The sequence below is a fragment of the Pseudomonas sp. S2_H01 genome, assembly GCF_054668305.1.
Genome location: NZ_CP162756.1, coordinates 58,438 through 72,671, shown reverse-complemented (window position 1 = coordinate 72,671; position 14,234 = coordinate 58,438). Strand labels below are relative to the sequence as shown.

Sequence of the window (14,234 nt, the reverse complement as noted above, 5' to 3'; positions counted from 1 at the left end):
GTGTTTTTAGGGTTGTGATTTGCGCCGCTTCAGCGCCTGACGAACAGCGCCACGAACGCGCTGCACAGGCAGCTGATCGTCACCACAATGAAAATCAGCGAGGTATTGCCTGTGGTGTCCAGCATGCGACCGATCAGTGGCTCCGCCAAGCCCGCGAACAGGTATGACGAGAAGTTCATGATGCCGGTGGCCGTGCCCGCGCGTTTCGCGCCCACCAGATCCGGGCACAAGGCCCAGAAGCTGGACGCAGGCCCATAGACGAAGAACCCGCAGAGAAACAGGGCGATCAGGCCGACCGAGCTGTGCGCCGGCAGGCTCCACATCCACAGGCTGGTCATGGCGCCCAGGCACATGTACAGCATGATCGCCAGATAACGCTTGGACCCGAACAATTTGTCCGACACCCAACCGTTGCTCAAGGCGCCCACCGCCATGCCTACCGGCAGCGCGACCGTGATCCACTTCGGATCGACCAGGCTCTGGCCTTTCTGCCAGTCGGCACCCAGAAAATGCACAGGCACCCAGACGATCAGTCCGTAGCGGGCGGCGTTCTGGAAACCCAGCGAGACGGCGGCGATCAAGAGACGAACGTTTTTCAGCACAGCCTTGTAGCGCTGGGCCGAGGTCTCTTCGTTCTCGTGATGGCCTTCGTGCTGTTTGTCGTCAGCATTGGCAACGCCGGTGTCAGTCAACGGGCTGAAGCCCAGATCCTCAGGTTTCTCGCGGGCGACCAGATAGAAAATGATCCCGCCGGCCAGCATCAGCAGGACGGGGAGCCGGAAGATCCAGCGCCATTCCAGATGAAAGACCTCCAGAACCACCACTGAAGTGACATAGGACAGCACCGACGCGCAGCCTGCCGCGAACACGTAAAAGCCATACATCTTGCCGCGCTCACCGGCACTCCACCAGTTGGAGAGCAGCCGGCTGCCCGGTGCCCAGCCCAGTGCCTGGAAGTACCCGTTAATGCCCCAGGGCAGGATCAGACTGCCGAAGCCTGCGGCAAAACTGGTGACCCAATTGGCGCCGCAGGACAGCACCGCGCCCAAGGTCATGATGCGTCGTCCGCCAAACTTGTCGGCCAGGTTGCCATTGATAGCCTGGCCGATGGCATACGCCCAGAGCATTGCGCTGGATGCCCAGCCCAGTGTTTCCTTGCTCAGACCGAACTCAGCCTGAATGCCGGGGATGGCGAAGCCGAACGTCTGGCGTCCGGTGTAGAAGAACAGATAGCAAAACATGGCCGCCAGCAGCATGCGCCACTGGGCAATACGAAAGCGTGACATCGGTACGGCAAGACCAGAGAGACTTTCGGCACGATTCATGGTGTTTTCCTTTCTTGTTTCGCTCTCGCGTGGCGGCAGCCAGCGAGTCGGCACTCTTTACGGTGCAGCAGGAAATAGAACGATGGGGCGATCGTTCCAGCGTAGTTGCGCAGGGTCCGTCAGGCGGCGCGCGCGCCGATGAAGTTCTTGCCTCGCGCGCCTTGCAGGGCGTATTCGACCATCTCTCGGGCTTCGGTATCGCTCACACCGTAGTCAGAGAACTCAGTCTTCACCTCAAGGCTTTGCAGGAAGTTCTGCAGGTGGTTCTGAGCCTTGGCCAGGTCAGGACCGAAGACCCGTTGAAGCACGCGGTCACGTTCGTGATCACGGCCCCACGCCAGGCCCAGTACGTAAGGCAGGGAGAAGGAACAGGCGATGCCGTGGGGCAAGCCATGGCGCAGGGTCATTTCATAGGAGATGGAATGCGCCAACGCGGTCTTGGTGTTTGAGAACGCCATGCCTGCCTTGAGCGCCGCCAGTGCCATGCGCGAACGCAGCTCCTGGCTGTGCAGGTTCTTGCGCAGGGCCGGCAGACACAGGAACACTTCCTCGATGGCCGAAACGGCAAAGGTGTCCGAGATCGGGTTGGCGTTCACGTTCCAGATCGACTCCAGTGCATGGGACAGCGCGTCAAGTCCGGTGGAAACCGTGACGCTGGCCGGCACTGTGAGCATCAGGTCGGGATCGACGATGGCGGCTTTCGGCCAGGTGCATTCCAGGTGCAGCGAGTATTTTTTCTTCTGCGCCGAATCCCAGATCGTCGCCCATGGCGTGACTTCGCTGCCGGTGCCTGCGGTCGTGGGCGCTGCAATGAGTGATTTACAGCGAGCAGGCGTAAAGGGATTGCCCTGCGCCAGCAGTGCCAGCAACTCATCGAAGTGACCCGATTCGGTGCCCACGATCAGCGCTTTGGCAGTGTCTATCGCACTGCCGCCGCCCAAGGCGAACACCACGTCGCAGTGCTCGGCGTGCTGCCAGAAATGCTCGTAGACCGACCGCAATTGATTGACATCGGGATTGGGCTGAACGTCTTCGAAGACGTAGACCAGGCGCTCGCCCAGCAAGTCTTCGACCTGTTTGATCAATCCCAGACCGCGGGCTTCGGGGAACGTCACCAGCGCCACTTTTTGGCCAGCGGTCAGCGCAGTGATCTGGCTGAGGCTGCCACTGCCAAAGTAAGTGGCGACAGGGTTGTGGAAATGGGCGGGCATGGTGCTTCCTCTTGTTGTTGTTGTTGTTGTTGTTGTTTTCTGGAAGTCATGATCAGGGCGTGGCGAGCAATGCTCAAATCGATTGATTCGGGGTTTGTATCGGTCCAGCCGATAGCGAAAGGTGTGGCAGATGGTTGGGCAATGGCCCACGCCTGCAGATATGAAGCAGCCGATGCGCATTGCATCGGCTGTCGATAGAGCCTACTGAGTTGAGAACTGTCTCAGCGTGTCGGTCATGAGGCCTGAGGCACTTCACCGGCTGCCAGACGTCGGTCGATGTCCGCGATAACGGCCGGAAGTTCGTTGATGGTGTCGATCAGATAGTGAGGGCGAGCGCCTTCGAAGAGGCCGTGAATACGACTGCGCTCACTGGCCAGTGCATCTGAGCTCAACGCTTTGTATTGCTCGTAGGTGAGGCCCAGTGCGTTGCCGGAGCACACCAGCGCCACGGTCCACATGCCCGCACTGCGCCCCTCGAGTATGCCAGGTGCCGTATCGTCGACTTTGACGCAGGCGGCGACATCGCTGATGCCCAAGGCAATCACATTGGCCAGCGCCTGAGCAGGGTGCGGGCGCCCGTTGGGCACTTCATCCGTTGCCACGACGTGGTCGGCGACATAGCCGTTTTGCCGAGCCAGCTCGACCACTTTTTCCATGACCACTGCCGGATAGCCGGAGCAGGATCCGATCTTCAGGCCTTGTTTGCGCAGGCCATCAATGGTCGACAGCGCGCCGGGAATGAGCGCAGAGTGAGTCGCGATTTTCTCGATCTGCAAGGGCATGAAACGGTTGTAAATGGCCGTGACGTCGTCGTCATTCGGCGCGCGTCCAAAGACTTTTCTGTACCGCTCGCTGACCGCCGGAAGGTCGCATAGCGTGCGAATGTGATCCCACTTGCCCATCCCCATAGGGCCGCGTGCCTCTTCGATAGAAACCGCTACGTCAAACTCGGCGAACGCCTCGACGAAGATCTGAGTGGGCGCAAACGATCCGAAGTCGACGACGGTGCCCGCCCAATCGAGAATCAGTGCCTGGGTTTTAGCTGGGTTGTTGTAGTTCATGATTGGATTCCGCTGAGGTGAGGGTTCAGATGGCTTGCATTTCACGCAGGGCCTGGCCGATGGCGTCCACGGCGCCCTGCATGCCGCGGCTGTCAACGCAGCCGATACAGCCGACGCGGAAGGTTTCAACCTGGGTCAGTTTGCCCGGGTACAAAATAAAGCCCTTGGCCTTGACGCGTTCATAGAAGTCCTTGAAGCGGTAGTTCGGACTGTCGGGCGCATGGAAGGTGACGATGATCGGCGCCTGAATGTCTGCGGGGATAAAACTGCTCAGCCCCATCGCGCTCATGCCGTCCAGCAGTGTTCTGCAGTTTTGCGCGTAACGCTGATGACGAGCCGGCAGTCCACCTTCTTCGGCGTATTGCAGAAGCGCTTCGTGAAGGGCTGCGACGACATGGGTTGGGGGCGTAAAGCGCCATTGACCTGTTTTGGCCATGTAGCTGTTCTGGTCGTGGAGATCCATCGCCAACGAATGCGAATTGCCTTGCGCCTGATCCAGTGTCTGCTTGTTGGCGAACACAAAGCCCATGCCCGGAACCCCCTCCAGGCATTTGCCTGACGCGGCGACCAGTGCATCGAATTGCAGCTCACGCGCATCGATGGGCAGCGCCCCGAACGAACTCATCGCATCAATGATCAGCCGCTTGCCGTGGCTTGCGACCACTTCCGAGATGGCTTGCAGCGGATTGAGTATGCCCGTGCTGGTTTCGCAGTGGATCAGTGCGACGTGGGTGATGTCGCGGTCCTCACTGAGCAGTCTGTCGACATCGTCTGCGGTGGTCGGCTGATCCTCGGCCGTTTCGAATGTGCTGTAGGCGCGGCCCAGTACGCTGCAGATCTTTGCCAGTCGCTGCCCATACGCACCGTTGACCAACACCAGTACTTTGCCGTTACGGGGCACCAATGTGCCGATGGCAGCCTCGACGGCGAACGTGCCGCTGCCTTGCAGCGGCACGCAATAGTGGGAGTCCTGGCCATTGATGATCGTGAGCAGTCGCTCACGCAGGCTGGCCGTCATTTCATTGAAGTCCCCGTCCCAAGACCCCCAATCCATCATCATCGCCTGACGGGTACGGGTTGAGGTGGTGAGGGGGCCTGGGGTCAACAGAATCGGCGCAGCAGTGCTCATAGTGATTTCTCAGGGGTGGCTTAAGGTACGGAGCACAGGTTGCAATCGCGCCGGGTATCAAGCAAATTGTTTGTTGTTATCCAAGGTATAAGTCAGGCCGATAGATATGAACCTGTTTCAACTCCGCGCATTTGACGCCGTCGCCCGCGAAGGCAGCTTTACCCGTGCTGCCGCGCGGTTGTTCATCAGTCAGCCCGCGGTCACCGGCCACGTGAAAATGCTGGAGGAGCATTACCAGATCACCTTGCTGCGACGGACGGCCAGGCGCGTAGAGCTGACCCAGGAAGGCATTCAACTGGCGGCCATTACCCGGGCGATGTTCGGACTGGTCGAGGAGGCACAGGCATTGCTGGAGTCCAATCGCCAACTGCTGACCGGACGTCTGGAAGTCGCGGCCGATGGCCCGCACCGGGTCATGCCCATGATCGCCCGCTTGCGTGCCCGATACCCCGGGGTCGTGGTCAACCTTCGGTTGGGGAATGCCCAGGAAACCCTGGCAGCGCTGTTGTCCGAGCACGCCGATGTGGCGGTGATGACTGAGGTCGAACCGCGCAAAGGTCTGCGCTTGCAGGAAATGCCGCCTTCGCAGATCTGCGCACTGGTTCCGCAAGGCCACTCGTTGGCCGGCAAGCGGATCGACATCAACCAGTTGGATCAGCAGATCATGGTGTTGCGCGAGCCGAGCTCGATCACTCGACGTACCTTCGATAAGGCATGCGAACAGGCAGGCGTTCAACCTCGGGTGTTGCTGGAGCTGGACAGTCGCGAAGCGGTGACTGAAGCCGTGGCTGCTGATCTGGGGATTGGCATTGTGTCGTCGGTCGAGCTGAGCCACGACCCGCGAGTGATCGCGGTGCCCATTGTGGGCGAGGGGCTGACCAACCGTCACATGATCGGGTGCCTGGAGCGACGCAGTGAGTCGCGCTTGATCGCGGCCTTCATGGCCCTTGATGGGCGTGTGGATTCAGCGTAAGTCATAGCGGTCACACGCGGTGTGGCCGCTATGGGGAGGCGAGTTCCGGGCTTATTTCTTCGGTTCGGATTTACCGTCGTAGCGAGCGCGCCACTTCTCCAGCACACCAGCACGCTGACTGCCGGCTTTGTCAAAATCAACCGTGATCAGACGGTCATAGTAGGCGGCCGGCATCTCCGCCAGCTTGCTGTTGAACTCCGGACGGGCAAGCGCCGCAGCGTTGGGCTGGTACAGCAGGAATGCCTGTTCGCTCACGGCGAAGTCCTCCAGCTTTTTCGCCGCCTCCAGGTTGTGGCTACCCTTGATCAACGCGACTGCGTTGATGTCCAGCCCGAGCCCTTCGGTAGGGAGCACGATGTCCAGCGGGGCACCTTGGCGTTTCAGGGTGATGGCGCGGAAGTCGAGGGAAATGCCGATCGGGTACTCGCCCATGGCGGCTTGGGTACAAGGCTTGGAGCCCGAGTGGGTGTATTGGCCGATGTTGGCGTGCAGCTTGTCCATGAAATCCCAGGCCTTTTGTTCGCCCATGATTTGTATCCAGGCATTGACCGCTGAATAACCGGTGCCGGAAGAGGCAGGGTTAGGCATCACGATTTTGCCTTGGTACACCGGCTTGGTCAGGTCTTCCCAACTCGTCGGGATGGGGAGGTTCTGCTTTTTCGCCTCCACCGTATTCACGCACACCGCCGTCGCCTCGACCCCGTTGCCGACCCACAGCGGCGGGACCTGCTTGTCCCGAAAACGAGGATCGACTTTCTCCACATCCTTGGGCGCATAAGCCTCCAGCATTCCCTCTTTGCCCAGCAGCGCCACACTTGAGGCGTAGAGTCCCCAGATGACATCGGCTCGCGGGTTGGATTTTTCTGCCAGCAGCTTGGCGGTGATGATGCCGGTGGAGTCCCGTACCCACTTGATCTGGATATCAGGGTTTTTGGCTTCAAAGGCTTTTTTGTAACCGGCCAGCTGTTCGTTTTCCATGGCCGTGTAAACGGTCAGTTCTGTACTGGCGAAGGCGCTGGCGGCAACGCCAAAACCAAGAACGGCGGCAACGGCTGTAGTCCAGGATTTAATCATGGTAGGTCTCTTTAGGTGGAAGGTTGGCAGCAGGAATGTCGGGGGTCAGGCGTGCCCGGTTCGCCAGTGCTGGGTATGCCTGAGCAGGCCGCGCGAGAGCAGGTACAGCGCAAGTGAGACGAGTGCCGAGGTCAGAAGAATCAGCGAGGACAGCGCCGCAGCGGCGCCGATGTTGCCTGCGTCATCCAGGTTGAGCACCGCGACGGCGGCGAGCACGGTGTCGGGGCTGTAGAGGAAAATCAGTGCGGACACGGACGTCATCGAAGAGACGAACAGGTAGCGGAAAACTTCGAGCAGCGCGGGCAGGCAGATGGGCAGCGTGACACGCCGATAGGTGGTGATCAGCGGGACTTTTAACGACAGCGAGGCGTATTCGATCTCTTCGTTCAGCTGACGCAGTGCGGTAGTCGCCGTCATTTGAGCCGGCGTCAGGAAGCGCATCACACAGCACACGACCATCAACGCGATGCCACCGTACATCCCGTTCAATGGGTTATCGGGATGGTTGAAGAAAAATACATACCCCAGGCCCATGACCAGACCTGGCACCGCCATCGGCAGCATGCACAGCAGTCGCAGCAGATTGTCGAGCCACCCGCTGCGGGTTTTTTCCATGAGGTAGGCGCACGTGAAAATCACCGGGGTGCCGATCAGCGCTGTCAGGCTGGCCAGCATCAAGCTGTTGCGGTAGGCCAGCCAGCCAACATCGCCATTGGTTTCAAAGTCGTAATGACGAAGTGAAACCGACAGATCATAGGGCCAGAAGTTGATCAGCGAAGCCCCGACTGCGACCACCACCAGGCTCAACAGCGCGAGGGCGACAATGCCTGCGGCCAACAGCAGAACGGAGTCCCGAAGGCCGTTGTCCGGCGCCACATAGGCGGCTGCCTGACTGCTGACCTGGCCTCCGCGCAAGCGGCGCATCCACACGTCAACCGCAAAACTGATCAGCGCAGGCACCAGCAGGATGCTGCCAATCAGTGCGCCCTCGGAAAACTTCTGCTGGCCCACCACTGATTTGTACGCCTCCATCGCCAGCACCTGATAGTCCCCGCCAATCACGACGGGAATACCAAAGTTGGTGATCGTCTGGGTGAAAACCAGGCAGCTGGCGGCAAACACCGCGTACCGGGTGCTCGGCCACGTGACATTCAGGAAGGTTTTCCAGTGAGTCGCGCCCATGCTCAGCGACGCGTCGTACAGGCGTGCGTCTGCCAGACCCAGCGCCGAGATGAGGATCATCAGGGCCATGGGGAAGTTGTAAAACGCTTGGCCCAGCACAATTCCGCTGTAGCCGTAGATGCCGTCCGGGAACCAGGATTTGAGAAGCCCCTGATTTCCGAACAAGTAAATCAGCGCGATGGCCGAGAGCATCGACGGTGCCATCAGCGGCAGCAGCGAGATGCTGCGCAGCAGCGCCTTGCCGGGTATCCAGCTGCGTTGCAGGGCATAAGCGAAGAGGTACGCGGCGGGCACCACCAACGCAACCGTGCTGAGTGAAACCTTGATGCTGTTGCCCAACAGCCATAAAAATCGGGAACTCGACAGCATCTGCCAAACGCCGGCGATTCCGTTTTGTACATCGGTGACTTTGCTCAGCATGGCGATCAGTGGCAGGGCGAGCCCGACTACGAGCACCATCACCATGACCAGCTTTAATCCGCCGCTGAACAGCAGGTCCAGCTTCGCCGCCGCGGACGAATTGGTTTTCGGCTGAGGTGGCAACTCACGCGACTGGGGCAGGCGCAGACTGGTCATTGGCCGACTCCTGGAAACGCTCGCAAGCAATGGGGCGGAAACGTCAGCCATACCCGGTCAGCGTTCAACTGCACGGCGTTGAGGTCAGCGCTGACTTCTGCAACAAGGTGCTGGCCGCGAAGTTGCTCCAGCTCAACGGTGAGCCGGTAGCGGTTGCCCAGAAACAGCTTTTCGATGACGCGGGCGGCCATGCTGTTCGAGGGTTGGGCCAAGTTATCGACGCGCAGCGCTTCGGGTCTGCAAAAAAGTCGGCCCGGCCCTCCGGCATGAGGCTTATCGAGTTGCAGCGACACCGATCCAACGTGAGCCTGGCCATCACTCAGGCTCTGATACTCAAGCCAGTTGGCATGGCCAATGAAGTTGGCAACAAAAGGCGTGGCGGGCGAGCGATAGATGTTTTCCGGGGTGTCGAACTGCTCGATCCGTCCTTGATTCATCACGGCGATGCGGTCCGCCATCACCATGGCTTCATCCTGGTCATGGGTGACCATGACGGTGGTGATGCCAAGCTTCTTTTGCAGGGCGCGGAGTTCATGGCGCAGGTGTTCGCGCACCTTGGCATCCAGGGCGGACATTGGCTCATCAAGCAGCAGCAACGAAGGGGAAGGCGCCAAAGCCCGCGCAAGGCCCACACGTTGTTGTTGCCCGCCGGACAATTGGCCCGGGTACTTACCTGCAATCGCTGTGAGGCCCACGAGCTCAAGCATTTCCTCCACGCGCTCTCGTATTTGAGCGTGCAGCAGGTTGCGTGTGCTCAGGCCGTAGCCAATGTTCTGGGCAATGGTCAGGTTGGGAAACAAGGCATAAGACTGGAACAGGATGCCGTAATCGCGCTGGTGTGGATGAGCGCGCGTTATGTCCTTGTTGCCGAGTATCAAACGGCCCGCGTCCAGCTTTTCCAGGCCCGCGATAATGCGCAGCAGGGTGGTTTTGCCGCACCCTGAAGGGCCGAGCAGGCATACGAGTTCTCCGGCCTCGACCCCGAGCGACACGTCATCGAGGACGCTCAGTTTGCCGTAGGACTTACCAACGCCTTGAACCGATAGCGGCACGGTAGATAGTTGAGTAACTGTAGGAGCCATGAGGTTTCCCTGTGCAATGCAAGCCACCCATAGCAAGGGTGGTACCGATGTAAAACAACGGAAATGAACAATTGACGGGCAGGTAGGAAAGAAGCGAAGGCCGGCAATCTGTCGTTGCCATGCGGGTGTCAGCTCGCTTGGATTTGATGTATCACGCAGAAAATTGACCCGCAAATACAAAACCGAAAAAAAACCAGGGCGGCGCAAATAACCCGGCTTGATTCACCAGAATAAACCAATAAAAGCTATGTTATTCAATGGCTTGAATTGGGTTTCTTGGATTAATTCCGTCGTTTTCTGCTGCGCAAAAATGGCTATGAATCCATAGCGTTTTTGGCAGTTTCTCAGCCGAATGGACGTTCTTCAGGCCGAGCGCTGCCGTCGGCAAATACACCCGATCATAAGTTCTACTGATGCAGGATCGTTCTAGAACCGATTGGATTGATGGTTGTCGCGTCGGCATGCTGACGGCCTTCCTACAGCGAGCCTCCTCATGTCCGATACCAATCTGGCCACACTGCTGGTCTTGATCTCTGCATTCATGCACGCCAGCTGGAACGCAGTGGTCAAGTCCAGTAATGATCGACTGTCTTCGATGGCGACAGTCGACGGTGTGGCGTTCGTCGTTGCGCTGATGGCCGTGCCCTTTGTCGAATTGCCCTCATTGCCGGTATGGGGGCTGATCGTGCTGTCTGCCGTGGTCAATGTGTTTTATCGGTATTTCCTGATTCGCGCGTACCACTTCGGGGACTTCGGCCAGGTGTACCCATTGGTTCGGGGAGTGCCCCCGTTGCTGGTGGTGGTGTTTGCCGCCTGTTGGCTGGGTGAATCGTTATCCCTGCCGGGGATGGTGGGCGTGGTGATTTTATCCTTGGGCGTCCTGAGCCTGTTACACGTGACCGAACAGTGGCACGCGCCGCGTAATGCGCTGGCGGCCGGCGTGTGTGTCGCGCTGTATACGGTGATAGATGCTCAAGGTGTGCGAAGTGCGCAGGGCGTGCTGTCGTACCTGGTGTATTTCACGTTAGTGCTGAGTGTGCCGATCCCGCTGTTCGCAGCCCGGCGGCGCCGTCAGGCTCTGTGTATTCATCTGCAGAACCATTGGCGGTTATCGGTATTCGGAGGCCTGACGTATTGCGCCGCCTATGCACTGGTGCTGTGGGCCATGACGCTGGATCACGTCGCGAAAATTGCCGCCCTGAGGGAAAGCAGCGTGATCATCGGCGCAGTGATTGCCACGCTGCTGTTCAAAGAACCCTTTGGACGGCGCCGGTTGATCGCGGCGGTCACGGTCACCGTAGGGATCCTGTTGATCAAGTCCGCGGCTTAACCGAAGCGTTTTTGCGCGACTTGCAGGAAGTCATCGATAAGGCGCGCAGCACGACGCTCTTTGAGGCAGTAGAGAAATTCGTCGAGCATGGCCGCCTGATGAATCGTCACGATGCGCAGCTCCTGACTGTCCGGAACTTCATGGCGGGCGATGATGCTGACCCCAATGTTGCGAAGCACCGCTTCACGGATGGCTTCCCGGCTGCCGATTTCAATGACGTTTTCAAGGGTGAGCCGGGCGTTGCCCAGCATCTCTTCAGTGAGCTGGCGGGTGTGGGAGCCTTGTTCCCGCATCAGCACGCAGTGACTGGCGATGGCGCTCAAGGCAATGCGGCTCTGGTTCGCAAGCGGATGGCTACGATGGACCACCAGTACCAGCGGATCCTGCCCCAGTCGCAAACAGTAAAGTCGGGCATCGGTGAGCTGTTGAGATGACGTCACCAGGTCAACGCGGTAATCATCGAGGGCTTCGATCATCTGTTGGGAGTTGCCCAACTCCAGACTGACTTGCGATCCGTGCAGCTCACGAAACGCCTTCACCAGATCGAGAATGTAATAGGGCGCGGTGGCACCGATGCGCAACTTCCCGGCTTTGCTGCTCGCGTTGTTCAGGAAAAACTCGATGTTCGAGCTCTGGGACATCATGGGTTTGACGAGCGGCAGCAAGCGGGCGCCCGTTTCACTCAAGGTCAAACGCCTGCCGCCACGGTAAAAAAGCTCGACCGCGAACTGGCTCTCCAACTGGCGAATCTGATTGGTCACCGTGGGTTGGCTCAGGCCCAGTTTCTTGGCGGCAAGGGTCACGCTGCCCAGCTGGGCAACCATGTAGAAGGCCTTGAGTTCCGATTCAAGCATTTTGCGCACTCTGGCTTGATGTCACCCCGGTCGTTGAAGCCAGGAGTCAGGCGGCCATCTTAATGGGTGAATTCAATCAATGGCGAGAAGCGGTGTGCACGGCCCTGAGCGCGTTCTGCTCAGGTCAGTCGCTGGAGCGTGTCAAACAGGTGTCGATCTTCCGGCTTCGACGAGCGGGATCGGCGCCGTATGACGTGCAGCAGGGACTCTACAAAGCACTGTGCCGCGCTTCCCAGTTGGGCATTGCGCGGGGTCACGATTCCGATGGTGTCGGTCGCACATGTCTCGGACAGCTCAAGCTTTACAATGCGCTCCTTGAACATGGGCACGGTCAGCATGGGCTCGGGGCAATAGCTGAGCATGTTCGTCTGCTCCATGAGCGACAGCATCAGTTGAAGCGAATGTGCCCGTTGGACCCGCTCTACGGCGATGCGCGCATCATGTTGCCAGAACAGTTCGGTCATGAAGCTTTCGTGGTCGGCATCCGGGTAATTGACCACCCAGTCCTGATCCAGCAGATCCTGCATTGAGCGGCAGTGCTGCTTTGGGTGTCCCCGACGCGCAACGACCGCCATCTTGTAGGAAAACAATGGCTCGCTTTTGAACTCCGGTCGGGGCAGCAACCCTGAGACCAGACCGACGGCGAACTCCATGGTGCCGTCCCTTAGCCGAGGCAGGGTGACGGCCATCAAGCCCTCGAAAATCTCCAGTCGCACCTGCGGCATTTTTTGCCGAAACAGCAGCACCACTTCTGGCAGCAGGGTCATTCCCATCCAGGGAGAAATACCCAGCCGCAGATGACCCTCCGCCTGACCACGCAGGTGCGCCAACTCCAGCTCCGCCTGTTCCAGTTGACCGAGCATTTGTCTGGCGTGCAGCAGCAGCGACCGCCCGTATTGGGTGAGCATCACGCCGCTGGCATTGCGAACCAGAAGGGGGAGCTGCAACTGGCTTTCAAGCTCTCGCAACGCCTTGGCCACGGCGGTCTGTGACACCTGCATTCGGCGGGCAGCGGCACGAATACTGCCGCAGTCTGCAATCGCGACCAATGCCTGCAACTGATGCAGTTTCATGAGTGCCTCCTGTAATGGCGCCTGCTAACCAATGGTTGTCAGGCCAACCAATTTGCGACTGCCGGCAAGACAACCAGCTCCCTATGATCGGGTTCGCAGAATGCCCGCCCATGTACATAACAACAAGGAAATATGATGACCCAATCGTCCGTGTTACCCGGCATCCAGGCAATCGAGGAAGAGATGATTTCGCTGCGTCGGCACCTGCATGCTCACCCGGAACTGAGCTTTGAGGAGTTCGCCACCAGTGACCTCATCGCCAGCAAACTGCTGGAGTGGGGCTATGAGGTGGATCGCGGGATGGGCGGCACGGGTGTGGTCGGCCGCCTGCAGGTAGGGGGCGGTCAAAAGGTCATCGGGCTTCGCGCCGATATGGATGCGCTGCCCATTGTGGAGCAGACGGGCCTGCCATACGCCAGCCGCCACGAGGGGAAAATGCATGCGTGTGGGCATGACGGACACACGGCGATATTGCTGGCGGCTGCCAAACACCTTGCACACAGTCGCGAGTTCGACGGGACGCTGGTGCTGATCTTTCAGCCTGCTGAAGAGGGCGATGGCGGCGCACGCAAAATGCTGGAAGACGGCCTGTTTGATCGCTTCCCGTGTGACGCCGTGTTCGCACTGCACAATATGCCGGGATTGCCCGTTGGAAAGTTCGGGTTTCGTTCGGGGCCCTTCATGGCTTCAACGGACACGGTGACCATCACCGTACAAGGCGTCGGTGGACACGGGGCGATGCCACACAAGGCCACAGATACCGTGCTGGCCGGGTCTGCAATCGTCATGGCGCTGCAAAGCATTGTGTCGCGCAACGTCGATCCTCTGGATTGCGCGGTGGTATCGGTCGGCTCGTTTCATGCGGGCATTGCCCCTAACGTGCTACCGGACAAATGCCAGTTGCAACTGAGCGTCAGGGCGCTGAAACCGGATACCCGCGACCACCTGATTGATCGGATTAACGCTGTGGCGACGGCCCAGGCAGCCAGCTTTGGCGCGATCGCCACCGTTGAAGTTGACGAAGCGCAACGCTTCCCGGCGTTGATCAATGATGAGCAGAGCACCAGGTTCGCACAGCAGGTTGCTCTGGACTGGGTCGGGAGTGACGGGCTGATAAGCGACCTCGCGCCACTGACGGGAAGCGAAGATTTTGCCGTGATGCTTGAGCAACGCCCGGGCTGCTACCTGGTGATCGGTAACGGGGACGGTGAGGGGGGCTGCATGGTCCACAACCCCGGGTACGACTTCAATGACGCGTGTCTGGGACTGGGCGCCAGTTACTGGGTTCGTCTGGTAGAAGCCTTTCTGGCTTGATCTCTCACCTTATGAAGGCCCTGGCGTAATGCGTTTGCCAGGGCAGAGGA

12 protein-coding genes are annotated in these 14,234 nt (G+C 59.3%); 3 read left to right on the top strand and 9 right to left on the bottom strand.

The features are described 5' to 3' along the window. Positions 1–29 precede the first annotated feature (29 nt). From AB4N84_RS00335 to AB4N84_RS00320, 4 genes are all read right to left on the bottom strand, one after another. Positions 30–1,325: an MFS transporter gene (locus AB4N84_RS00335; RefSeq protein ID WP_074754113.1), complete on the bottom strand. Its 1,296-nt coding sequence runs from the start codon at positions 1,323–1,325 to the stop codon at positions 30–32. Positions 1,326–1,444: 119 nt separating this feature from the next. Further along, entirely contained in the window at positions 1,445–2,536 is a 1,092-nt protein-coding gene (psrA, locus tag AB4N84_RS00330; RefSeq protein ID WP_460044755.1) for an iron-containing alcohol dehydrogenase PsrA, read from the bottom strand. Between the two features lie 233 nt (positions 2,537–2,769). Beyond that, positions 2,770–3,597, bottom strand: a complete 828-nt coding sequence (gene phnX / locus AB4N84_RS00325) for a phosphonoacetaldehyde hydrolase (RefSeq protein WP_460044754.1) — start codon at positions 3,595–3,597, stop codon at positions 2,770–2,772. Positions 3,598–3,622: 25 nt separating this feature from the next. Next, complete coding sequence (locus AB4N84_RS00320; RefSeq protein WP_460044752.1) at positions 3,623–4,726, bottom strand: 2-aminoethylphosphonate--pyruvate transaminase; 1,104 nt, start codon at positions 4,724–4,726, stop codon at positions 3,623–3,625. Positions 4,727–4,832: 106 nt separating this feature from the next. On the opposite strand from AB4N84_RS00320, the gene AB4N84_RS00315 reads away from it, so the two are divergent. Continuing rightward, positions 4,833–5,699 (top strand): LysR substrate-binding domain-containing protein, encoded by an 867-nt coding sequence (locus AB4N84_RS00315; protein ID WP_460044751.1) that lies wholly within the window; start codon positions 4,833–4,835, stop codon positions 5,697–5,699. 51 nt (positions 5,700–5,750) lie between these two features. Here AB4N84_RS00315 and AB4N84_RS00310 read toward each other — a convergent pair whose 3' ends face one another. Genes AB4N84_RS00310 through AB4N84_RS00300 form a run of 3 tightly spaced genes read right to left on the bottom strand, consistent with a single transcriptional unit; the run spans position 5,751 to position 9,613 of the window. Next, complete coding sequence (locus AB4N84_RS00310) at positions 5,751–6,773, bottom strand: putative 2-aminoethylphosphonate ABC transporter substrate-binding protein (protein ID WP_460044750.1); 1,023 nt, start codon at positions 6,771–6,773, stop codon at positions 5,751–5,753. Positions 6,774–6,818: 45 nt separating this feature from the next. Beyond that, positions 6,819–8,531 carry a putative 2-aminoethylphosphonate ABC transporter permease subunit gene (locus AB4N84_RS00305; RefSeq protein ID WP_460044749.1) on the bottom strand — a complete coding sequence of 571 codons (1,713 nt, stop codon included), beginning with the start codon at positions 8,529–8,531 and terminating at the stop codon, positions 6,819–6,821. Then, on the bottom strand, positions 8,528–9,613 hold the full coding sequence (locus AB4N84_RS00300) for a putative 2-aminoethylphosphonate ABC transporter ATP-binding protein (RefSeq protein ID WP_460044748.1): 1,086 nt from the start codon (positions 9,611–9,613) through the stop codon (positions 8,528–8,530). Before AB4N84_RS00300 ends, AB4N84_RS00305 begins: the two co-directional genes overlap by 4 nt. Positions 9,614–10,106: 493 nt before the next feature. On the opposite strand from AB4N84_RS00300, the gene AB4N84_RS00295 reads away from it, so the two are divergent. Continuing rightward, positions 10,107–10,943, top strand: a complete 837-nt coding sequence (locus tag AB4N84_RS00295; RefSeq protein ID WP_460044747.1) for an EamA family transporter — start codon at positions 10,107–10,109, stop codon at positions 10,941–10,943. Here AB4N84_RS00295 and AB4N84_RS00290 read toward each other — a convergent pair. Next, positions 10,940–11,797, bottom strand: a complete 858-nt coding sequence (locus AB4N84_RS00290; protein WP_074754096.1) for a LysR substrate-binding domain-containing protein — start codon at positions 11,795–11,797, stop codon at positions 10,940–10,942. The two genes, AB4N84_RS00295 and AB4N84_RS00290, sit on opposite strands and share 4 nt — an antisense overlap. Positions 11,798–11,916: 119 nt before the next feature. Beyond that, positions 11,917–12,870 (bottom strand): LysR family transcriptional regulator, encoded by a 954-nt coding sequence (locus AB4N84_RS00285; protein ID WP_460044745.1) that lies wholly within the window; start codon positions 12,868–12,870, stop codon positions 11,917–11,919. 135 nt (positions 12,871–13,005) lie between these two features. On the opposite strand from AB4N84_RS00285, the gene AB4N84_RS00280 reads away from it, so the two are divergent. Continuing rightward, positions 13,006–14,184: a M20 aminoacylase family protein gene (locus AB4N84_RS00280; protein ID WP_460044744.1), complete on the top strand. Its 1,179-nt coding sequence runs from the start codon at positions 13,006–13,008 to the stop codon at positions 14,182–14,184. The last annotated feature ends 50 nt before the right edge of the window (positions 14,185–14,234 follow it).